This window comes from Kitasatospora sp. NPDC096147 (genome assembly GCF_044763225.1).
Lineage (GTDB): Bacteria > Actinomycetota > Actinomycetes > Streptomycetales > Streptomycetaceae > Kitasatospora.
This window is the reverse complement of record NZ_JBIWFX010000002.1, coordinates 117,002-138,139: the sequence shown is the minus strand read 5'-3', so window position 1 is coordinate 138,139 and position 21,138 is coordinate 117,002. Positions and strand designations below refer to the sequence as shown.

The following is a 21,138-nucleotide window of genomic DNA, read 5'->3' as shown; positions in this document are numbered from 1 at the left end:
CGCCGGGCCCGGGGCGGCCCGGGCCCGGACGGCGGTGGTCTGAGGTGCTGCGGCGGTGGCGGTCGTGGCTGCGGTGGCGCGGTCCGAGCGCGCGGGTCCGGGTGGCCCGGCTGGCGGCCGGGCTGGCCGCCCGGCCACGGCGGACCGCGCTGACCCTGCTCGGACCCGGGATCGGGGTCGGCGTCCTGGTGGCCGCACTTGGGTGGACCGCCACAGCCGAAGGACAGGTCCGGCCCGGGTACGACCTCACCGGGGCGACCACCGTCACCGTCGTGGACCAGCCCGACACCGCCGGTCTGGCCCCCGGGGCGGTCCCGCCGCCGAGCCTGCCGGCCGACACCGACGCGCGGGTCGCCCGGATCGCGGGGGTGGCGGCGGCCGGGGTCTGGTGGCGGGTCGGCGACGGACTGCGGATCGTCGCCAATCCGGCCGCCAACCCGGCCGCCGCACCGGCCCCGCCGTCCGGAGACGCTCCGACCGTTCCGGCCGACCAAGCCGACCAGGCCGACTCGGACGGACCGGTCACACCAACCGATCCCGTCGGTCCGGCCGTTCCTGCGGGTCCCGTCGGGTCGGCGGGGTCGGCCGCCCTGCCCGGTCCGGGGTTGACGGTCTTCGCCGCCAGCCCCGGTGCGGTCGCCGCGATGGCCCCGGAACTGACCGCTGGGGTGACGCTCGATCAGTTCGCCGAGCGCCGACGGCTGCCCGTGGCCCTGCTCAGCGAGGAGGCCGCCGTCCGCCTCGGCATCGGCCCCGCGCTGCTCGCGGCCCAGCCCGCCGTCTTCGTGGAGGGCCTGCCGTTCACCGTGATCGGGGTCTACCGCGCGGTGGCCCGCGCCCCCGAGACGCTGCACGGCCTGATCGTGCCGACCAGCACCGCGCTGGAGCGCTTCGGGAATCCGGGACCGGCCGGCCGGGAGACCGCGAAGGTGCTGGTCGCCACCCGCCCCGGTGCGGCCGGCACGGTGGCCGGCCAGCTGGCGGCGGCGCTGCGCCCGGAGGACCCCGGCCAGCTGGCGGTGTCCGCCCCGCCGGACCCGTACGAGCGGCGCGGCCCGGCTCCCCGGCGTACCGGGCTGCTGGTGGCGCTGGCCGTGGCCGGGCTCTGCCTGGCCGTCGGCGCGGTGGGCCTCGCCTCGGCGATGCTGCTTGCGGTGGTGGAGCGCACCCCGGAGATCGGTCTGCTCCGAGCGTTCGGGGCCCGGCCCCGGCAGGTCGGCGGCCGATTCCTGGCCGAGGCGGCTGCCGTCGGCACGCTCGCCGGGCTGCTCGGCACCGGCCTCGGTGTGCTCACCGTGCTCGGGGTGGCGCTGGCCCGGGACTGGACCGCCGTCCTCCCGGCCTGGGCCACCCTGCCCGCCCCGTTGCTCGGCACCGCCGTCGGCCTGCTGGCGGGTGCCCACCCGGCACTCCGGGCGGCCCGCACCGACCCGGTCAGGGCGCTGCGGGCCCGCTGACACCGGGTCACCCGGGGCGGTCCGGTGACGGTTCCGGTGACGGTGGCCCGCCGGTCCCGGGTGGACGTCCAGGGGCGTCAGCCGTGGCCTCCGACGGCGGCGGCCCGGCCGGTCCGCCCCCGGGGGTGCCGTCGGCGGCGCGGTGCCGTCGGGCCACCCGCCGAACGCGGAAGAGATGCGCGGGGGCGTACGCGGGGCGGTCGCTCCGTGCCCGTACCGAGCCGTCCGCAAGCCGGGTGGGCCGGGCGGCGGAACCCGTTGGCCCGGCCCGGGGAACCTGCGGCGCGGGAGTGCTGCGGGCCTGCGGGCCGGGGGTACGTCTCCGCGACCCCCCACCCTGGCCCCCGCCGGGTGACCGGAGCACCGAGGACGTACCCGCATGGCGCCTGGCGATCCCGGACCCCGCGTCCGCCGAGGTGTGGGCCGAGGGCTGGCCGCGGTCCTGCTGCTCTCGCTGGCCGGGCTGCCCGCCGCGTTGGAGCTGACCGCCAGGCCGCCCTACGAGGTGATCGGGGTCCCGTCCCCGGCTCCCGACCGGGCCGCCCCGCCGAACGGCGTCGAGCGTCCCCCCGGCCCGCCCGCCACCGAGCCGGGCACCGCCCCGACCGTGGACATACGCCGTACCGGCGACCCGGCGAACCGGATCACCCTGGTCCTGCTCGGCGACGGCTACACCGCCGACCAGCAGGAGCTGTTCCGCCGTCAGGCCGACCAGGCGTGGCACGCGCTGATGGAGATCGAGCCGTTCCGCAGCTACCAGGGCTTCTTCAACATACGGCGGGTCGAGGTGGTCTCCCCGACCTCCGGCATCGCCGAGGGCGAGCAGACCGGCCGCCGGCCCGGCACCCCGCTCGGCATGCACTTCTGGTGCGAGGGCACGGCCCGGCTGCTCTGCGCCGACGAGACCGCCGCCGCCCGCTACGCCGGGGAGGGCGAGGGCCCGCAGTACCTGATCGCGCTCGCCAACTCCCGGGAGTACGGCGGAGCCGGCGGCACCGGAGTGACCACCCTGGCGGGCGGCAGCCCGGACGCCGGACGGATCATCCAGCACGAGATGGGCCACACCGTCGGCGACCTCGGGGACGAGTACGACAGCGCGCCGGGCGACGCCGACTACCCGAACCTCTCCACAGTGGACGCCGAGGAGATGAGGCACCGTCAACTCAAGTGGTGGCGCTGGCTGGGCGCCGAGACCTCCGACGGCGGCGGCCCGGTCGGTGCCTACCGGAGCGCCAACGGCACCTTCCGCCCCACCGCCGACTCGGTGATGCGCACCCTCGGCGGCAGCTACAACCCGCCGTCCCGGGAGGCCATCGTCAAGCAGCTCTACCAGCGGATCAGCCCCGTCGACCGCCCCGAGCCGGCCCCCGGCCCGGTCGCCGGCCGCCCCCGGCTGCTGGTCCGGCCGATCCCGCTCACCGGGGACCGGCAGCTGGTGGTCGAGTGGCGGGTGGACGGCCGGCCGGTCACCAGCCCCGCACCCGACGGCAGTTGGCTGGAGACCGCCACCCTGGCCGTCCCCGGCGGACGGACCGTCACGGTCTCGGCCACCGTGCGGGACGACACCGACTGGGTCCGGGACGAGCCGTTCCGGGAGCAGCGGATGACCCGGACGGTGAGCTGGACGCTCAAGGGCTGAGACGGTCCTTCGTGCACCACGGCGGGTCGGGGCGGTTGACTGCCCGCCTACGCTGTTCGGGTGAGCACCGACCCGGAGACCGTCCGACCCGCCGCCGTCGCCGCCGTCCCCGGGCAGCGCGCGCCGGTGGCGGTGCCCGCCGTGGCGCCCGTCCCGGCTCCGGGCGGCCGGGCGGCCTGGTTCGCCTGGGCGGTGGCCGCCACCGTCTACGTGCTCGCGGTGATCCACCGGACCAGCCTCGGGGTGGCCGGCATCGACGCCGCCGACCGCTTCGGCATCGGTGCCTCGGCGCTCTCCACCTTCGCCGTGCTCCAGGTGCTGGTCTACGCCGCCATGCAGATACCGGTCGGCCTGCTGGTGGACCGGTACGGCCCCAAGCGGGTGCTGCTCGGCGGCATCCTGCTGCTGAGCCTCGGTCAGCTCGCCTTCGCCTTCTCCACCGCCTTCGGTCCGGCGCTGGCCTCCCGGGCGGTGCTCGGCTGCGGCGACGCGATGACCTTCATCAGCGTGCTGCGGATCGCCGCCCGGTGGTTCCCGGCCGCCCAGAACCCGATGGTCGCCCAGATCACCGGCCTGGCCGGGATGGGCGGCAACCTGCTCACCACCGCCGTACTCGCCCAGGCCCTGCACAGCGAGGGCTGGACCGCCTCGTTCACCGCCGTCGCACTGCTCGGCGTCGCGGTCTTCGCGGCGGTCGCGCTGCTGCTCCGGGAGGCCCCGCCCGGGGTCACCGTGGTGCCACCGGTCGCCGAGGGCCGACCCGCGCTCCGCTCCCAGGTCCGCGACAGCTGGCGGGAGCCCGGCACCCGGCTCGGCCTCTGGGTGCACTTCACCACCGCCTTCCCGGCGGGCGCCTTCGGACTGCTCTGGGGCATGCCGTACCTGGTGGAGGGTCAGGGCCTCTCCCGCGGCGAGGCCGGCGGTCTGCTCACCCTGCTGGTCTTCAGCAACATGGTCTTCGCCCTGCTGCTCGGCCGGATCCTGCTGCGCTCCGTCCGGGCCCGGATGCCGATCACCCTCACCGTCATCACCGTCACCGCCACCACCTGGGCCGCCGTCCTCGCCTGGCCCGGCGCCACCCCGCCGACCTGGCTGCTCGTCACCCTCCTGGTGGTGATGGGCACCAACGGCCCCGCCTCCCTGGTCGGCCTCGACTACGCCCGCGCCCACAACCCCCCGACCCGCCTCGGCACCGCCACCGGCATCGCCAACATGGGCGGCTTCCTCGGCATCGTCACCACCCTGCTCGGTGTCGGCCTGCTCCTCGACGCCCTCACCCCGGCCGGCGCCGCCCACTCGGCGGACGGCTACCGCTGGGCGCTCTGCTGGCTGTTCGTCCCGCTCGCCTTCGGCACGGGCATGATCCTGCACCTCCGGCGCAAGGTCGGCTGAGCCGTGTACTTGCACTGCGGCCGTCTCACCGCCCCCGACCTCGCCCGCCGCGGCCTCACCTTCGCCACCGCCCCGGTCGAGGTCCTGCTCACGGACGTCGAGGCCCGCTTCGCCCTGGCGGACGGCGAGCGGGTGCTCTGGGAGGAGGCGGCCTTCCCGGTGGCCGAGCTCGCCGACGCACTCGCGTCCTGGCTGGCCGGGCCGGAGCCGGCCGCCTTCCGCTTCGACTCGTGCTTCGACCGGCCCGGTGCGCTCGGTCTGACACCGACGGCGGCCGGCTGGCAGGCGCACTCCTGCTACGCGCCGGAGCTCCGGACGGCGCCGGTGTCGTGGGCCGCACTCGCTGCGGAGGCCCACCGCTTCGTCGGCGCCGTTCGCGACGGACTGGCGACGGTGGGGGCCCACCTGCCGGTGGCTGAGGGTTTGCGATAACCCGAATGCCCTCACGGAGGGTGAGGGCATTCGGGCCGTGTGCCTGCGATGGATCGAGGCACACGGGGCCTCGGTCACAGCAGGCCGCTGCGCCGCATCAGGTCGACGAACTCGTCCGGCCCGGTGCTGAACCGGAACGGGCCGACCTCGCCGTGCACCGTCCCGCCGGGGGCGGGCTCGGGCGCGGGAGGCCGGGAGTTCAGGCGGCGGACCAGGTCGACCAGCTTGAGCTTCTCGCAGCGCGGGATGGCCTTGCCGCCCCGGATGCCGACCCGCTCGAAGCTGAGGCACTGGAAGTACCCGCCGAAGGGCGGCCCGCTGTCCTCCTGCCGGCCCGGCACCCGGAACTCCATCTCGCCGTGTCGGCAGTGCACCGTCCCGTCGGAGCGGACGTGGAAGTCCGGGCCCTCGTCCTGCCGGACCTCCGCGACGATGTGCACCTGCTGCCCGATCGCGTCCGCCAGGGTCTCCGCCATCCGCCGCTGCTGGCCCGGCACGTCGGTGTCACCGCGCCGGATCGAGGGGAGCAGCTCGGCGGTGACCCACTGCTGGAACGGCCTCGCGGTGACCTTGTCCGAGCGGAGGATCAGGGTGTAGAGCCCCGGCTCGTTCACCACGTTGAGGATCGGGTAGCCCCTCGGGAAGGGCTCTTCACCTGCGGAAACGCCCTTACCCTGATTCCGGATCAGGGTAAGGCTGACGGTCCGGTACTGATCCGGGGTGAGCAGCTTGTTGGCCTTGGTCGGGTTGCCCCGGCCGAGGATCTTGCAGACGTCGGCCGTGACGAACCACGGCTCGCCGTCGATCATCACCACCCGGATCGGCTGGCCGGTGACCGGGAAGCTGGTGCGGACCAGTTCCATCGACTCGTCGTCGTGCTGGTGGTGGTTCATGTGACAGCCCCTCAATTCTGTTCGGAGGTGTGGGCTGTCTGGCACAACGAGGCCGAACGGGTGACGTACGGGGCCGCATCAGCCGCACGGGAGCACGGGGATCACGCCACCCCGCGCGCGCCCGGCGGGCGCGCCGCTCAGGGCGTGACGGCGAAGTGGTCCAGGATGCGGTCGGCCAGTTCGTGGTCGCCGTCGACGGTGACGGGGCCGCGCTTGCCCCGGCCGCAGGAGAGGCGGACGAAGGTCTCCCAGTCCATGCCGAGCGAGACCGTCGGGCCCAGGGTCACCGACTCGTCGACGGTGGCCCGGCCGTCGGCGCCGACCCGGACGGTGCGGGAGAACTCCAGCGCGCCGGTGACGTCGAGGGCGAGGGTGGTGCCGATCGGGGCGCCGGCGGTCTTGGCGACGGTGCGGGGGAGGGCGGAGACCAGGTGGTCGCGGGTGAGCCGGGCGGCGGGGGAGTCGAGGTTGCCCGGGAGGCCGAGGGCCCGGCGGAGGTCCTGCTCGTGCACCCAGACGTCGAACGCCCGCAGCCGCAGCAGGGTCAGGTAGGGGATGTCCCGGGAGAGCGGCCCGGCCGGCCAGCGGACCGGGTCCTCGGCCTGGTGGCGGGAGTCCCGCAGGGCGCGCGAGCGCCGGATGATCGTGTACTCCAGCTCGCTGGTGAGCTCGGGCGGGGTGTGGCAGCGCCGCTTGTCCACCGGGAGCTCCATGTAGCGGGCGAAGTCGCCGGTGACGTGCCGGAGGTCGGAGGGGAGCGAGTGGATCGGGCGCGGGTCGCCCAGGAGCTCGGACTCCAGGGCGATGATGTGCGAGACGACGTCGCGGACGGACCAACCGGGGCATTCGGTCGGCCGGTTCCAGGCGTCGCCGGGAAGAGCGGCGACGAGTTCGGATATCGCCTCGATCGACTGCGTCCAGGCGTCGACGCAGGTCTGCACGGTCGTCTCGTTGTCGGTCACGGGTTATCCGGCCCTCCGTCAGTTCCGCACCACCGCGCCAAGGTCGGGGCTTCCCCGCGCGGGCGCTACCCGCACGTTACGCTGCCGGGTGACAGCAGGGCAGCGCTTTCGGGTGACGATCGTAGGACTGGTCCCATGGACGGTGGTAGTGTGCGCGCCTCATTGATCCAACTCGCCGTGTCCGACGCCGAGCCGGTGGCCGAACGCCGGGCCAGGGCAGCCGCGTTGGTCCGCGCCCAGGAGGGCGCCGACCTGGTGGTGCTGCCCGAGCTCTGGCCGCTCGGCGGGTTCGCGTACGACGCGTGGTCGGACGGGGCGGAGCCGCTGGACGGCCCGACCGCCGAGGCGATGTCGGCAGCCGCCCGGGCGACCGGGGTGTGGCTGCACGCCGGTTCGATCGTGGAGCGCGATCCGGACGGGCCGATCTACAACACCTCGCTGCTGTTCGCCCCGGACGGCGAGCTGGCCGCGACCTACCGGAAGATCCACCGCTTCGGCTTCGACAGCGGCGAGGCGGTCGCGATGGGGGCGGGGCAGGAGATCGTCACCGCCACCACCGAGCTGGGCACCCTCGGCCTGGCGACCTGCTACGACCTGCGCTTCCCGGAGCTGTTCCGGGCGCTGCTGGACGCCGGGGCCGAACTGCTGGTGGTCCCGGCGGCCTGGCCGGAGCGCCGCCGCGAGCACTGGACCCTGCTGGCCCGGGCCCGGGCGGTGGAGGAGCAGGCGTACGTGCTGGCCTGCAACACCGCCGGCACCCACGCCGGGGTGGAGCAGGGCGGCCACTCCATCGTGGTGGACCCGTGGGGCAGGGTGCTGGCCGAGGCCGGGGCCGGCGAGGAGGTGCTCACGGTGGAGTTCGACGGCGCCGGGGCGGCCAAGGCCCGGGCCGAGTTCCCGGTGCTCCGGGACCGGCTGCTGGGCATCCCGGCCCCGGTCCAGCGCTGACCCCGGCGGAGCCGGGGCACGGCGCCGCGACGCGGTCGGCCCTTGCGCAACGCTCCTGATCGGAGCCCGTGGCGGGGGCCGGAGTGAACGGACTCCAGCCCCCGCCGCACCCGCCGGTCACCCCTGTTGACCTGCGCGCACGACCGAATGTCCGGGTATGAACGCGGTAACGCCCTTGCGCACCGGCTGGGCGCATTTGAGAAGATGAGCCGGGGTCGCGTTCCCGTCCGGGGCGACCGAGACCCCCGCCGAGCCGGAGAGGAGCCCGTCGTCCGCATGTCCAGCACCCTCGGCCTGCCCGGCGACGGCCGCCCGGCGATCCAGCGCAACAGCCTCCGCGAGCAGATCGCGGCGGCCCTCCGCGAGGAGATGATGGCGGGCCGGCTGGAGGCCGGCCGCAACTTCACCGTCAAGGAGATCGCCGAGCTCTACGGGGTCTCCGCCACCCCGGCCCGCGAGGCGCTGGTCGACCTGGCCGCGCAGGGCCTGCTCCGGGCCGAGCACCACCGGGGTTTCACGGTGCCCGAGTTCTCCTGGTCGGACTTCCTGGAGATCTTCGAGGCCCGCACCCTGCTCACCGACGCCGCCCTGCGTCAGCTCCACGACCGGGTCGGCCGCTACGACTGGCGCCGCCTCCCGTCGCTCCGCCGCCGCGCCGAGGCAGCACAACGGGCCTCCCGGGCAGGGCAGTTGGACATCCTGGTCGGCTGCGACCTGCGGTTCTGGCACGAGGCCGGGGTGCTGTTCGACAACAGCCGGATCGCCGGGTACCTGGGCTGGCTGCGGGTGCAGTCGTGGATGTACGCCGCCCCGTACCTGCGGGCCGCCGGCCGGATGGACGGGGTCTGCTGGGACCGCCACCCCGAGCTGGTGGACCGGATCGAGGCCCGGGACGTCCCCGGCGCGCACCGGGTGGTGAACGAGTACAACCTGTTCACCGTCGAACTGCTCGCCCGGCTCGGCGGTCATCCGCTGGAGTCGGTGGCGGTGCTGCCGCTGCTGCGCGGCCCGGTGCCCGACGCCGGCCGCCCGGTGGCGGCGCCGTCCGCTGACGTTCCGTCAGGGTCGGCGGATCCGGTCGGTCAGGTCGGTGCGGTGGAGGCGGCGGAGGGTGCGGGGCCTGAGGTCGGCCACGGCCTGGTGCCGCTGCCGAGGGCCGTCCCGCCCGGTCGCTTCGGCCGTCCGTCGGCGCCCCGGCCGGTGCGGCGGGCGCAGGAGCGGACCGAGGAGCCCGCCGGGCGCCGGGAGGCCCGTCCCGGGCAGTAGGGTGGGCCCTCCGTAGCCCGCCCCCTGTGAGAGGAAGAGCCGGTCCATGGCCTGCGACCTCTGGCTCGTCCCGCTGGTGGACGTCCTGACGTACAGCTCCGACAACCCGTTCCGCGACGACCTGGCGCGCTACGACGCCGTGCTCGCCGCGAACGGGCTGCCGCCGGTGCCGGTGTACCAGTACTCGGCGGAGCTGAGCGGTTCGGTGGAGCCGATAGCCGCCTTCGACTACGACTCGCTCCACTTCCTGCGCCGTGCCTACCTGTTGGGGCTGACCGGCTTCCAGATCACGCCGGTCGACGCGCTCGGCAGCGACTACGAGCAGCTGCTGGAGATGTTCGAGTCCACGGCCGAGCAGTCGCACCTGGTCTGGCACTTCGACCACGCCGGGGCGTACGTTCCGATCGACTTCCAACTTCCGCTGGTCGCCGACGAGTTGCTCGCCGAAGGCGGACCGCTCGGGTCCTCGTACGGGCTGCTGCGCGAACTCCAGGCGGTGGCACCGGTGCTGGGCATCGACCCGCTCGACCCGCCCGCCCCGACCCGGCCGCTCGCGCCGACCGAGCTGGAGCAGCCCTTCGAGCCCCCGATCGACGACCTGCACCCCTACGCCCGCGAACGCCACGCCTGGGCCGGCCTCTACGCCGCCGCCACCCGCAGCGTCACCCAGGGCTCCATGATCGTCTTCGCCTGACCGCCCTCGCCCCCTCGGAGGGCAGTCAGGGGCGCGGGGAACTGCGCGAGTCGGAAGAACCGAATCCGTATGCCGGGTGCGGAGGTTCACTTGCAGGTGAGCGCCCGTACCCGGCACAGGGGCTGTCGCCTTCCGCTGCGCGCAGTTCCTCGCGCCCCTGGGCGGCTGCCTGGTGGCCGCCTGCCTGTCTGTATCCCCCGTGTGTCGCGGTGGCCCTTCGGGTGCCCGGCTGCCCGGAGGGCAGTCAGGGCGCGGGGAACTGCGCGAGTCGGAAGGATCAGGCCCGTCCGGCGGGTGCGGACAGCCATGTGCACGTGAGTCTCCGTACCCGGCACACGGGTTGTCGGCCTTCTGCTGCGCGCAGTTCCTCGCGCCCCTGGGCGGCTGCCTGGTGGCCCGCCAAGAACGTCCCCGCCTGCCGGCGGGACTAGCGGAGCGGCCCCTCCGGGGGGCGCTGGCGGGGCATGGTGGGGCGGGTGCCCGGCGGGGGGAGGATGCGGACGTGGGCTCCGGTGCCGGTCTCGGTCCGGCCGCCCCAGGGGCCGGGGGACTGGGTCGGCAGCTGGGTCATGCCGGCCCGGAACTCGAGCATCCACTCGGAGGTCTCGCTGCGGACCACGTCGGAGACGTCCTCGCAGAAGCGCCGCAGCACCCCGAGGCACCGCTCGGCCGCCTCGCCCGCCGTACCCTCGGTCGGGCCGAGCACCTCCCGCACGCACTCCGAGGCCCAGTCGAACTGGAAGGTCTCCAGCCGCCGCTGCAGCGCCTGTGCGGTGGAGACGTCCCGCATCCAGCCGGAGGTGAGCCCGAACGCCCGGTCCAGGCCGACGAACGCGGCGGAGAGCGCCAGCCCGACGTAGCCCCAGGAGGCGGAGAAGTCGTAGGCGCCGGTCATCGAGACCAGCGGCGCGGTCACCCCGGCGACCGCCGAGCCGGCCGCGCCGATGCGGAGCAGGCGGGCCCAGCGCCGCTTCCAGACTCGGTCCCGGCGGTACCAGTCGATGGCCTCGACGGCGCGCTCCTCGGACCAGCGGTAGAGCTCCTCCAGCCGCTCGGCGGGCTCGCCCCAGTCCCCGAGCGGGAACTGGCGGGCACTCAGGTCGGTGCGCCGACGGGTCGGGGTGGGGCTGGAGGTGGTCACCGGCTGGTCCTCCTCACCGACGTCCTTGCCCCAGGGGCTCTCCTCGGGCTGCATTTCCGGCTGGCTCACCTGTGGGGCTCCCTGTGGCGGGCGGACTGCGAAGGCCCCGACGGGGTGCCGGGCCTGACGGTGCGTCGAACGGTCGGGGTGCGGGGACTCCGACCGGATCTGACACCGTGTCGGACGGCGGCGCCAGGAGCGGGTGCGGGCCACCCATGGTGCCGTGCCCCGACCGTGGCCGGTGGCCGTCCAACAGCACTTCTTACCGCCAAATGGCTGACCGTGTGGCCGCTTCGGCCGCGATCGTTATCCGAATTCACCTCATTGACCCGAGGTCGGAGAGTTGCGGCGGCCGATCCGATTTCACCCGTCCGAGCGAGCCCGTCCGGTCCTGCGGCCCTGACCGCCGCCCCGTCCGCTGGAGCTTCCTCCAGCCCGCCGACCCCGTTCGGCGCACCCTCCTGGAGCTTCCCACGGGGCCCGCGCCCGAGGTCGGGAGCGCCACCGACTACCCTTCCAGACGTGAAGGTCCTCGTCATCGGCGGCGGCGCCCGCGAACACGCCCTGTGCCGCTCCCTGTCCCAAGATCCTGTCGTGACCGAGCTGCACTGTGCCCCGGGCAACGCCGGGATCGCGCAGGTGGCGACGGTCCACCCCGTCGACCAGCTGGACGGTGCGGCCGTGACCGCGCTGGCCCGCGAGCTCGGCGCCGAGCTGGTCGTGGTCGGCCCGGAGGCCCCGCTGGTGGCCGGCGTCTCGGACGCCGTCCGGGCGGCCGGCATCCCGGTGTTCGGCCCGTCGGGGGAGGCCGCCCTGCTGGAGGGCTCCAAGGCCTTCGCCAAGGACGTGATGGCGGGGGCGAACGTGCCCACCGCCCGCTCCTACGTCTGCCGCACCCCGGAGGAGGCGGCCGAGGCGCTGGACGCCTTCGGCGCCCCGTACGTGGTGAAGGACGACGGCCTGGCGGCCGGCAAGGGCGTGGTGGTCACCTCCGACCTGGCCGAGGCGCTGGCCCACGCGGCCTCCTGCGAGCAGGTGGTGATCGAGGAGTACCTGGACGGTCCCGAGGTCTCGCTGTTCGCCATCACCGACGGCACCACCGTGCTGCCGCTGGTGCCGGCCCAGGACTTCAAGCGCGCGCTGGACGGCGACCAGGGGCCGAACACCGGCGGCATGGGCGCCTACTCCCCGCTGCCCTGGGCCCCCGAGGGCCTGGTCGACGAGGTGCTGGAGACGGTGCTCCAGCCGACCGTGGACGAGCTGCGCCGCCGGGGCACGCCGTTCTCCGGCCTGCTCTACGCGGGTCTGGCGCTCACCTCGCGCGGCACCCGGGTGATCGAGTTCAACGCCCGCTTCGGCGACCCGGAGACCCAGGTCGTGCTGGCCCGGCTGCGCACCCCGCTGGCCGGTGTGCTGCTGGCCTCGGCCAACGGCACGCTCGGCGAGCTGGAGCCGCTGCGCTGGGACGAGGGCGCCGCCGTCACCGTGGTGGTGGCCTCCGAGGGGTACCCGGCCGCGCCGCGCACCGGTGACCCGATCGAGGGTCTGGCCGAGGCGGAGGCCGAGGGCGCGTTCGTGCTGCACGCGGGTACCGAGGAGGGCCCGGGCGGCAGCGTGCTGAGCGCCGGTGGCCGGGTGCTCTCGGTCACCGCGACCGGGGCCGATCTGGCCGCGGCCCGTGAGCTGGCCTACCGGGGCGTCGCGCGGATCGCGCTCAAGGGCGGGCAGCACCGCACCGACATCGCGCTGAAGGCCGCCGGGCAGTAGCCCGGGACCGACCGCAGGAGGGCGCTGCGCCCGGTGGATCACCCGCCGGACGCAGCGCCCTCCGTCGTTTCCGGGGCGCCCGCCGGGTCGCTCTCCCGTTCGAGCGGGGGTCGAACCGCCGCCCCGCCCGGCGGCAGGATTCCAGCCCTTCGGGTGATCCGATGACCATCCGGCTGACGTGGCCGTGTCCCGGGTCGTAGGGTGCGCTGGATCGCGTCGGCGGCCTCCGGGCCGCCGGTGTCGCCGCCGGGTGTCCGGGCCCGGCCGGGGGGAAGCTGACGGTGGTGTCCCGGGTGGCTGTTGTCACCAGGACGGGTGGAAACGGTAGCGATCCGGAACACCCACCCGTGGACGGGCGTCAAAACTGTCAGAAGTGCCACGCAGGATGCACAACCGGGGGCGGCTGCCGCCGCCTCCCGGCCGGAAACTGATCATTTCGAGTCGGCCCGGGCTGTCCGGACCGCTGCCGCCCCTCCCCGGGGGCGGCCCGGTCCGCCCGTCCCCCGGGCCCCGAAGGGGGTGCCGCGCCGTATGGCCGCTGTCGACGCAGCCCGCGCACGTGCCCGGGCCGTGCTGAAGGTCCGGGGGCGGGCGCTGGGCGCCGCCGCGCTGCCCGCCGCCGTCGCCGTGGTGCTGCTGGCCGGCCGGTTCACCGGCCGGATCGGCGCGCCCGGCTCCGCCGACGCGGGTGCCTGGGACGCCGTCCGCTGGGTGGTCGGTGCGGTCGCCGTGCTGGTGCTGCTGGCGGCCGGCCTGGCGGCCCGGGCCTACGCCCGGGCGGTGCCGCCGCGCACCCCGGCGGTGCCGCTGGCCGAGGAGGCCGCGCCGGAGCTGTACCGCCAGATCCGCGACCTGGCCGAGCGGCTCGGCGTCCCGGCGCCCTCCGCGATCTCCCTCACCCCGGACTGCGACAGCTGGCTGGAGGAGCCACCGGGCCGCCGCCGCAAGCGGGTTGACGCCGGGTCGGCCCCGGCCGACGACGAGCTGCACGCCGCGGGCCGGCGGTCCGAGCCGGCCGCTCCGGTGCTGGTGATCGGCTCCCCCTTCCTCTGGTGGATGCGGGCCGGCGAGCTCCGCGCCCTGCTGGCCCCGGTGGTGGCGGGCACGGCGGCCTCGGCCGATCCGGAGATCACCGCCGCCCGCCGCTTCCTGCGCGCCCTGGACGCCTCGCTCGGCGAGCGACGCGGGCCCGGTGCGCTGCCGGGTGCGCTGCTGGACCGGCTGACCGGGGTGCTGCTGGCAGCCTGCCGGGAGCACGCCGCCGAGCTGGAGCGGGCGGTCGCGGCCGCCGCCTCCGAGCAGGCCAAGTCGGTCGACTACGGCCTGCGGATCGCCGCCCAGGAGCAGGTCGGCCTGGCCTACGCGGGCTGGGACCGGCTGCTCACCCGGGTCGCGCTGCCGGCCTGGCGGCTCGGCCGGCACCCGGCCCACCTGAACGCGGGCGTGGTCTCCGCGCTCACCGAGCTGTCCCGCCGGGACCGGCTGGCCGACGGCTACGGCTCCCGGCTCGGCGACCGGCCGGCCTGTGACCTGCTGGAGGAGCCCGGTGCGGTGGACGCGGCGGTCTCGCTGCTGGCCGCCGAGGTGCTGTTCGGCGAGCCGGTGGGCACGGTCGGCACCGGCTGGCGCGAGCTGGCCTGGGCCGACTACCCGGCCGAGGTGGTCGAGGAGGGCTGGCGCGGCCAGGCCCGGGCGCTGCGTGCGGTGCTCGGCGAGCGGGCTCCGGAGGAGCCCGGTCCGGCCCTGCACCTGGCCCTGACCCGGCTCGCGGAGGGTGGCGGCGAGCCCCTGGCGGCAGCACTCGCCGCGCACGTGGCGCGCACCGGGCAGGTCGCGCCCCCGCTCCAGGTGGTGCGCACCGGCCGGGACCTGCTGGCCGACCACGTCACCGCGCTGGTCTGCCTGACCGCGCTGGAGGCCGGGTCGGGCCGTCCCGGACTGGACTGGCTGGACGGCCCGGTGCTGCTGCTGGGCGGCGTCCGGCGGCCCGAGCTGGCCGCCCTGGTGGCCGAGGCGGTCGAGCTCGGCGAGGACGCCCCGCTGCGCTCCTGGCTGGAGGCGGCCGGCCTCCGCACGACCGGCTCGGTACGCCTCTGACGAGGCGTCATGCCCCGGTCAGGGGGCCCGAGGGGCACGGACCGAATTTCGACAACACTTGTTGCTACGGTGGGGTGACGCAGCGCCAGCACTGTGGTGTGCTGGTCCGCACGCACATCCGCGTGGCACATGCCACCGGGGGCCGAGCCGGGCCGGTGCGAGGGGGGGAGGGGCGCGCGTGGGGACGGAACTCAACCGCCGCTGGGAGTCGGGGACGCTCAAGCACGGGGTCTCGGACCCGTTCGGCCAGGGCCCGCTGCCCTGGCTGCGCAGCCCGGACCACTACGTGGCCGGCATCGAGGGTGCGGTGCCCTGGTACGTCAGCCTGGACGCCCCGGGCCAGCGCCCGCAGGCGGCCCCGCGCCCCAAGCCCCCGGTCGGCACCCCGGCCAACTCGGACGACGTGGACCAGCAGATCAAGGGCTTCGCCTCGGCCGGGGTGATCCGCCCCGGCGGGTCGGTCGACCTGCGGGTCACCGTGCACCCGCCCCGGGCCTTCACCGTGGACGTCTACCGGATCGGCCACTACGGCGGCGACGGAGCCCACCACATGACGGCCAGTCCGCTGATCGCCGGCCTGGCCCAGCCCGCCCCGCTGGTGGTCGGCCGCACCGTCTCCTGCCACCACTGGTGGCAGTCCTGGCGGCTCCAGGTGCCGCTGCACTGGAGACCGGGCGCCTACGTCGCGGTGCTGACCACCGCCGACAACCTGCACCGCAGTCACATCCCGTTCACCGTCCGGGACTTCGAGCAGCCCGCCGACCTGCTGCTGGTGCTCCCGGACGTCACCTGGCAGGCGTACAACCTGTTCCCCGAGGACGGCCTGCGGGGCGCCAGCCTGTACCACGCCTGGGACGAGGCGGGCGGGCTGCTCGGCGAGCAGGAGGCCGCCGTCACGGTCTCCTTCGACCGCCCGCACGCCGGGGCCGGGCTGCCGCTGCACGTCGGCCACGCCTACGACTTCATCCGCTGGGCCGAGCGCTACGGCTACGACCTGGCCTACGCCACCGCCACCGACCTGCACGCCGGCCACGTGGACGCCTCCCGGTACCGGGCGTTGGTCTTCCCCGGCCACGACGAGTACTGGTCCGAGCCGATGCGCCGGGCGGTCGAGGGCGCCCGGGACGGCGGGACCTCGCTGGTCTTCCTGTCCGCGAACTCGGTCTACTGGCGGGTCGAGCTCTCGCCCGGCCCGTCCGGCGAGCCGCACCGGCTGCTCAACTGCCGCAAGCGCCAGCGCGTCCCGGCCGACCACCCGGCCGCCGGCGTGCCGGGCGGACGCAGCGCGCTCTGGCGGGACGCCGGGGAGCCGGAGCAGCGGCTGCTCGGCGTGCAGTACGCGGGCCGGGTGCCGACCCCGGTGCCGCTGGTGGCCCGGCACACCGGGCACTGGCTCTGGGAGGGCACCGGACTGCGGGAGGGCGAGGAGCTGCCCGGCCTGGTGGCCGGCGAGGCGGACCGTTACTTCCCCCGGGTCGCGCTGCCCGAGCACACCGAGCGGGTGCTGCTCGCGCACTCGCCGTACCACGACGCGGACGGGCGGCTGCGGTACCAGGAGAGCTCGCTGTACCGGGCACCCAGTGGGGCCTACGTGTTCGCCTCCGGCACCTTCGCCTGGTCGCCCGCGCTGGACCGGCCGGGCCACACCGACGAGCGCATCCAGCGGGCCACCGCCAACCTGCTCGACCACCTCTGCAAGCAGGACGGTCCGCGCGACTGAGGACGCCCGCTCGGCGGGAAGCGGGGGCACCCGTGAAAGACTCGGAGCCCCAGCCCCCCTTCCTCCGAGGACTGAGACGACCTTGAGCGGATTTGTCACCAAGCCCGAGCCGGTCCAGGTACCTGGTCTGGAGCACCTGCACACCGGCAAGGTGCGCGATCTCTACCGGGCCGCCAACGGCGACCTGGTGATGGTCGCCAGCGACCGCACCTCCGCCTTCGACTGGGTGCTGCCCAACGAGATCCCGGACAAGGGCCGGGTGCTCACCCAGCTCTCGCTCTGGTGGTTCGAGCGGATCGCCGACATCGTGCCGAACCACGTGATCTCCACCGAGCTGCCGGCCGGCGCCCCCGCCGACTGGAAGGGCCGCACGCTGATCTGCAAGGCGCTGGAGATGGCGCCGGTGGAGTGCGTGGCCCGCGGCTACCTGACCGGCTCCGGCCTGGTCGAGTACCGGGCCGACCGGACGGTCTGCGGCATCGCGCTGCCGGAGGGCCTGGTGGACGGCTCCGAGCTGCCCGCCCCGATCTACACCCCGGCCCTCAAGGCCGAGGTGGGCGAGCACGACGAGAACGTCCCGTACGAGGAGACCGCCCGCCGGATCGGTGCGGACCTGGCGGCGACGCTCCGTCAGACCACCCTGGCCGTCTACTCCCGGGCCCGGGACATCGCGCGCGAGCGCGGCCTGATCCTGGCCGACACCAAGTTCGAGTTCGGCCTGCTGGACGGCGAGCTGGTGATCGGCGACGAGGTGCTCACCCCGGACTCCTCCCGCTACTGGCCGGCCGACCTGTGGGAGCCGGGCCGCGCCCAGCCCTCCTTCGACAAGCAGTTCATCCGGGACTGGCTGGACTCCCCGGCCTCCGGCTGGGACCGCAAGGGCGAGCAGCCGCCGCCGGAGCTGCCGGCCGAGATCGTCGAGACCACCCGGGCCAAGTACGTCGAGGCGTACGAGCGGCTGACCGGCACCAGCTGGCAGTGACGCGACGACGGCCGGGGCCCCGCGACGGGGCCCCGGCCGTCTCCGTGACGGGCCCTCAGATCCAGCCGTGCTCGCGGGCGATCCGGACCGCCGCGTGGCGGTTCTCGGCGCCCAGCTTGCCGGCCGCCGAGGAGAGGTAGTTGCGCACGGTGCCGGCCGACAGTGCGGCCCGGTCCGCGATCTCGGCGATCGAGGTGCCGTGCGCGGCCAGCTCCAGCACGTCCGTCTCGCGCGGGGTGAGCGGGCTCTCGCCGGCCGCGATGGCGTCCGCCGCCAGCTCCGGGTCGACGTACCGGCCGCCCGCCACCACGGTGCGGATGATCCCGGCCAGGTCGGCGGCCGACACGGTCTTGGGCAGGAAGCCCCGCACCCCGACCTCCAGGGCCCGCTTCAGGTAGCCGGGCCGCCCGTGGCCGGTGACGATCATCGTCCGGCACTCCGGCAGCACCCGGCGCAGCTCGGTGGCCACCTCGATCCCGTCCATCCCGGGCATCTGCAGGTCCAGCACCGCGACGTCCGGCCGGTGCGCCTTGGCCATCGCCAGCGCCTCCGGGCCGGAGGCCGCCTCGGCGACCACGGTCAGGTCGTCCTCCAGGGACAGCAGGGCGGCCATCGCACCCCGGATCAGGTGCTCGTCGTCGGCGAGCAGCAGGCGTACGGGCGTGGCGGTCATCCGGTGGTCTCCAGCGAGAGGGCGGGGGCGGTCAGCGGCAGGTCGACGGTGAGCCGGAACCAGCCGGGCTCGGCCGGCGGGGTGGCCAACTCCCCGCCGTAGACGCCGAGTCGCTCGCGCAGCCCGGTCAGGCCGGTGCCGGGGGCGGCGGCGGGCCGCTCGGGCACCCCGTCGTTGGTCATCTCCAGCAGCGCCTGGCCGCCGCTGACCCGCAGCCGGATCCGGCAGGTGGTGGCCTCGCTGTGCCGGAGCACGTTGGTGGTGCCCTCGCGGACCACCCAGCCGAGCACCGACTGGGCGGTGACCGGGAGTTGCTCGGCCCCGGCCAGCTCCACCCGGCAGTCCACGTCGGCGGCCCGGAGCACCGAGCCGGCCCCGGTCAGCTCGGCGTGCAGGTCGGCGCCGCGGTAGGCCCGGACCACCTCGCGCACCTCGCGCTGGGAGTCCTGGGCGATCCGCTGCACCTCGGTCATCTGGTCGGCGGCCTCCGGCCGTCCCCGGCGGGCGAGTTGGGAGGCGAGCTCGCTCTTCAGCGCGATCGTGGTGAGGTTGCGGCCGAGCACGTCGTGCAGGTCGCGGGAGAACCGCAGCCGCTCCTCGGCCACCGCCAGCCGGGCCTGGGTCTCCCGGGCGCCGTCCAGCTCCCAGACCACCCCGGCCAGCCAGGCCGAGGACCGGCAGGTGAGCGCGAAGACCGCGCAGGCCACCGAGAAGACGGTGAGCGCGCCGAGCGCGGTGCCCAGCCCGATCCCGCGCAGCAGCAGGGCCGGCAGCAGGAGCAGCATGACCAGCAGGCCGAGCGGTGCGGAGCGGCGCGGCGGCAGCGCGACGGACACCGGGCCGAACCAGAACATCACCAGCAGGGGGGAGAGCCCCGCCGAGAACTCCAGGCCGGCGCCGTCGGACATCACCAGGCCCCAGACCGATCCGACGGACAGCACGGTGGAGGCGGTCAGCAGGGTGACCGGCAGCGGCCGGCGGCCCAGGTAGTGGGCGAGCCCGGCGCGCAGCAGCAGCACCGACAGCACCGTGCCCGCCAGCGAGGCCACCAGCATCAGACGGAGCGTCAGGACGGGCACCTCGTCGGCCTGGCCGACCAGGGCGCCGAGCAGGGCCAGCGGCTCCGCGCCGAGCGCCAGGTAGCAGGACCAGCGGACGAACAGCTCGGTGCGCTGCGGCTTGCCCAGCGAGCGCCAGCGGCGCATCGGTCGGCGCAGCTCCACGGTGTCTCCTCGTGCGGTGGTCGGTACGGAATTCCTATCAGGTCTCAGCGCCGGGGCTCCCAGCGGAACCAGCGCAGCGCGGCCCAGCCGGCCACCAGGGTCCAGGCCACCGCCAGGCCGAGCTGCGGCAGCGCCTCGCCCCAGCCGGTGGTGCCGGTCCAGCCCTCCCGGACCAGCTGGACGGCCGGGGTGGTGGGCAGCAGGCGGCAGAAGGTGGCGAACTGGTCGGGCATCGAGTCCAGCGGGATGATCATGCCGGAGCCGAACTGGCTGATCAGCAGCAGCGGCAGGGTGGTCAGCCCGGAACTCTCCACGGTCTTGGTGATGATGCTGGAGAGTGCGGCCAGCGGCACCAGCACCACCAGGCCGAGCAGCACGCCGAGCACCACCCGCACCGGGTCCGAGGGGGCCGGCAGGTCCATCAGGAGGGCCGCCGCCGCGCAGAGCACCACGCTCAGGGTCAGCGAGAGCAGCAGCGAGGGCAGCGCGCTGCCGCCGAGGATCTCGGCGTCCCGGGCCTCGCCGGTCCGCATCCGCTTGAGCACCAGCTCGCCGCGCCGGGCCACGTAGGCGGCGGTCAGGTTGTAGTAGACGACGAACAGCGGGAGCAGTCCGAGCAGTCCGGTGACCACCAGGGCCGCGGCGGAGACGCCGGGGGAGTTCTTGCCCTGCTCCTTGATCGGCTCGCTGAGCGCCACGGTCATCAGCGGCGGCAGCACCAGGGCGGTGAACAGCGCGGTGCGGTTGCGCAGCAGCAGGGTGGTCTCGGCCCGGCCGAGGGCCAGCATCCGGCTCAACGCGGTGGAGGCGGGCGCGGTGGTGGTGGCGGTTGCGGCGGTGGCGGTCATCGGGAGGCTCCGGTCAGGACGGTCTCGGCGGGGGTGGGGGTGGTGCCGGCGGCGTCGGAGGCGATCGCCAGGAAGGCCTCCTCCAGCGAGGCGCTGCGGGCGTCCAGCCCGGCCAGCGGGACCTGGTGGCGGGCCGCCCAGTCGAGCAGGCCGGTCAGGGTGGCCTGCAGCTCCGGGGTCTGCACGGTGATCCGGCGGCCCTCGGTGACGACCTCGGCCCCGGCCAGCGGGGGCAGTGTCAGCTGCTCGAACCGGCCCTCCCGCGCCGGGAGTTCGAAGGAGATACGGGACGGCCGCCCGGAGATCACCTCGGCCACCGTGCCCCGGGTGACGATCCGTCCGGCGTGCATGATGGCCAGCCGGTCGGCCAACTCCTCGGCCTCCTCCAGGTAGTGCGTGGTGAGCAGCACCGTGGTGCCCTGGGCCCGCAGCTCGCGGACCAGCCGCCAGACCCCGGCCCGGGCCTCCGGGTCCAGTCCGGTGCTGGGCTCGTCCAGGAAGAGCACCTCGGGCCGGCCGAGCAGGGCCAGCGCCAGGTCCAGCCGGCGCCGCTCGCCGCCGGAGAGCTGCTTGACCCGCACCGTGCGCCGGCCGAGCAGGCCGACCAGCTCCAGCGCCTCGTCCACCGGACGGGCCCCGCTGGTCGTCCCGGCCCAGAGCCGGCCGGTCTCGGCCACCGTGAGCTCGGAGGGGAAGCCGCCCTCCTGGAGCATGATGCCGATCCTCGGACGCACCACCGCCCGCTCCCGGTGCGGATCGTGGCCCAGGACCCGGACCTGACCCTCCGTCGGGGCGGCCAGCCCTTCGAGCAGCTCCATGGTGGAGGTCTTGCCCGCGCCGTTGGTGCCGAGCAGGGCGAAGACCTCGCCCCGGTGGACCGTGAGGTCCAGGCCCCGGACGGCGTCGAAGCCGGCCTCCCCGGCGGGGCCGTAGTGGCGGTGCAGGGCGGTGGCCTCGATGGCGGGCTGCTCGCGGTGGCTGGTGTTCATGCCTCAAGCCTCCCG

The 21,138-nt window shown here is 75.1% G+C and carries 18 protein-coding genes; 11 read left to right on the top strand and 7 right to left on the bottom strand.

The features are described 5' to 3' along the window. Positions 1-44: 44 nt before the first annotated feature. The 4 genes from ACIRBX_RS06105 to ACIRBX_RS06090 all read left to right on the top strand — a co-directional run bounded on the left by ACIRBX_RS06105 (position 45) and on the right by ACIRBX_RS06090 (position 4,920). A complete protein-coding gene (locus tag ACIRBX_RS06105) occupies positions 45-1,457 on the top strand; it encodes an ABC transporter permease (protein WP_402294011.1) in 1,413 nt (470 codons plus the stop codon). A gap of 418 nt (positions 1,458-1,875) precedes the next feature. Beyond that, a complete protein-coding gene (locus tag ACIRBX_RS06100) occupies positions 1,876-3,096 on the top strand; it encodes a M64 family metallopeptidase (RefSeq protein WP_402294010.1) in 1,221 nt (406 codons plus the stop codon). A 60-nt stretch (positions 3,097-3,156) separates the two neighbouring features. Further along, positions 3,157-4,488, top strand: a complete 1,332-nt coding sequence (locus ACIRBX_RS06095) for a nitrate/nitrite transporter (protein WP_402294009.1) — start codon at positions 3,157-3,159, stop codon at positions 4,486-4,488. 3 nt (positions 4,489-4,491) lie between these two features. Then, positions 4,492-4,920 carry a hypothetical protein gene (locus tag ACIRBX_RS06090; RefSeq protein WP_402294008.1) on the top strand — a complete coding sequence of 143 codons (429 nt, stop codon included), beginning with the start codon at positions 4,492-4,494 and terminating at the stop codon, positions 4,918-4,920. A gap of 74 nt (positions 4,921-4,994) precedes the next feature. Here the strand turns inward: ACIRBX_RS06090 and ACIRBX_RS06085 are convergent, their stop codons facing one another. Together ACIRBX_RS06085 and ACIRBX_RS06080 are read right to left on the bottom strand one after the other, a co-directional pair. Then, positions 4,995-5,813 carry a Bro-N domain-containing protein gene (locus ACIRBX_RS06085; protein WP_402294007.1) on the bottom strand — a complete coding sequence of 273 codons (819 nt, stop codon included), beginning with the start codon at positions 5,811-5,813 and terminating at the stop codon, positions 4,995-4,997. A 137-nt stretch (positions 5,814-5,950) separates the two neighbouring features. Then, positions 5,951-6,775: a maleylpyruvate isomerase family mycothiol-dependent enzyme gene (locus tag ACIRBX_RS06080; RefSeq protein ID WP_402294006.1), complete on the bottom strand. Its 825-nt coding sequence runs from the start codon at positions 6,773-6,775 to the stop codon at positions 5,951-5,953. Positions 6,776-6,925: 150 nt separating this feature from the next. Here ACIRBX_RS06080 and ACIRBX_RS06075 point away from each other — a divergent pair, with 150 nt between their 5' ends. From ACIRBX_RS06075 to ACIRBX_RS06065, 3 genes are all read left to right on the top strand, one after another. Then, a complete protein-coding gene (locus ACIRBX_RS06075) occupies positions 6,926-7,723 on the top strand; it encodes a carbon-nitrogen family hydrolase (protein WP_402295250.1) in 798 nt (265 codons plus the stop codon). A gap of 276 nt (positions 7,724-7,999) precedes the next feature. Then, positions 8,000-8,989, top strand: a complete 990-nt coding sequence (locus ACIRBX_RS06070) for a GntR family transcriptional regulator (protein WP_402294005.1) — start codon at positions 8,000-8,002, stop codon at positions 8,987-8,989. A gap of 46 nt (positions 8,990-9,035) precedes the next feature. Beyond that, complete coding sequence (locus ACIRBX_RS06065) at positions 9,036-9,683, top strand: hypothetical protein (RefSeq protein WP_402294004.1); 648 nt, start codon at positions 9,036-9,038, stop codon at positions 9,681-9,683. A 427-nt stretch (positions 9,684-10,110) separates the two neighbouring features. On the opposite strand, the gene ACIRBX_RS06060 is transcribed toward ACIRBX_RS06065, so the two are convergent. Continuing rightward, positions 10,111-10,893: an SLATT domain-containing protein gene (locus ACIRBX_RS06060; RefSeq protein WP_402294003.1), complete on the bottom strand. Its 783-nt coding sequence runs from the start codon at positions 10,891-10,893 to the stop codon at positions 10,111-10,113. A gap of 453 nt (positions 10,894-11,346) precedes the next feature. On the opposite strand from ACIRBX_RS06060, the gene purD reads away from it, so the two are divergent. The 4 genes from purD (at position 11,347) to ACIRBX_RS06040 (ending at position 17,390) form a co-directional block, all read left to right on the top strand. Further along, positions 11,347-12,591, top strand: coding sequence for a phosphoribosylamine--glycine ligase (gene purD / locus ACIRBX_RS06055; protein WP_402294002.1), 1,245 nt, complete (start codon positions 11,347-11,349; stop codon positions 12,589-12,591). A 531-nt stretch (positions 12,592-13,122) separates the two neighbouring features. Continuing rightward, positions 13,123-14,688, top strand: a complete 1,566-nt coding sequence (locus ACIRBX_RS06050) for a hypothetical protein (protein WP_402294001.1) — start codon at positions 13,123-13,125, stop codon at positions 14,686-14,688. 178 nt (positions 14,689-14,866) lie between these two features. Next, positions 14,867-16,408 (top strand): N,N-dimethylformamidase beta subunit family domain-containing protein, encoded by a 1,542-nt coding sequence (locus ACIRBX_RS06045; RefSeq protein WP_402294000.1) that lies wholly within the window; start codon positions 14,867-14,869, stop codon positions 16,406-16,408. Positions 16,409-16,490: 82 nt separating this feature from the next. Beyond that, complete coding sequence (locus ACIRBX_RS06040) at positions 16,491-17,390, top strand: phosphoribosylaminoimidazolesuccinocarboxamide synthase (protein WP_402293999.1); 900 nt, start codon at positions 16,491-16,493, stop codon at positions 17,388-17,390. Between the two features lie 55 nt (positions 17,391-17,445). Here the strand turns inward: ACIRBX_RS06040 and ACIRBX_RS06035 are convergent, their stop codons facing one another. Genes ACIRBX_RS06035 through ACIRBX_RS06020 form a run of 4 tightly spaced genes read right to left on the bottom strand, consistent with a single transcriptional unit; the run spans position 17,446 to position 21,123 of the window. Continuing rightward, entirely contained in the window at positions 17,446-18,063 is a 618-nt protein-coding gene (locus ACIRBX_RS06035; protein WP_402293998.1) for a response regulator, read from the bottom strand. Then, positions 18,060-19,286 (bottom strand): sensor histidine kinase, encoded by a 1,227-nt coding sequence (locus ACIRBX_RS06030; protein ID WP_402293997.1) that lies wholly within the window; start codon positions 19,284-19,286, stop codon positions 18,060-18,062. Before ACIRBX_RS06030 ends, ACIRBX_RS06035 begins: the two co-directional genes overlap by 4 nt. A 44-nt stretch (positions 19,287-19,330) precedes the next feature. Next, positions 19,331-20,134, bottom strand: a complete 804-nt coding sequence (locus ACIRBX_RS06025; protein WP_402293996.1) for an ABC transporter permease — start codon at positions 20,132-20,134, stop codon at positions 19,331-19,333. Next, positions 20,131-21,123: an ABC transporter ATP-binding protein gene (locus tag ACIRBX_RS06020; protein WP_402293995.1), complete on the bottom strand. Its 993-nt coding sequence runs from the start codon at positions 21,121-21,123 to the stop codon at positions 20,131-20,133. Before ACIRBX_RS06020 ends, ACIRBX_RS06025 begins: the two co-directional genes overlap by 4 nt. Between the last annotated feature and the right edge of the window lie 15 nt (positions 21,124-21,138).

Coding starts and splice junctions, on each gene's coding strand:
- ACIRBX_RS06020 (WP_402293995.1), bottom strand. CDS start 21,123: ATGAACACCAGCCACCGCGAGCAGCCCGCCATCGAGGCCACCGCCCTG.
- ACIRBX_RS06085 (WP_402294007.1), bottom strand. CDS start 5,813: ATGAACCACCACCAGCACGACGACGAGTCGATGGAACTGGTCCGCACC.
- ACIRBX_RS06035 (WP_402293998.1), bottom strand. CDS start 18,063: ATGACCGCCACGCCCGTACGCCTGCTGCTCGCCGACGACGAGCACCTG.
- ACIRBX_RS06065 (WP_402294004.1), top strand. CDS start 9,036: ATGGCCTGCGACCTCTGGCTCGTCCCGCTGGTGGACGTCCTGACGTAC.
- ACIRBX_RS06050 (WP_402294001.1), top strand. CDS start 13,123: ATGGCCGCTGTCGACGCAGCCCGCGCACGTGCCCGGGCCGTGCTGAAG.
- ACIRBX_RS06070 (WP_402294005.1), top strand. CDS start 8,000: ATGTCCAGCACCCTCGGCCTGCCCGGCGACGGCCGCCCGGCGATCCAG.
- ACIRBX_RS06025 (WP_402293996.1), bottom strand. CDS start 20,134: ATGACCGCCACCGCCGCAACCGCCACCACCACCGCGCCCGCCTCCACC.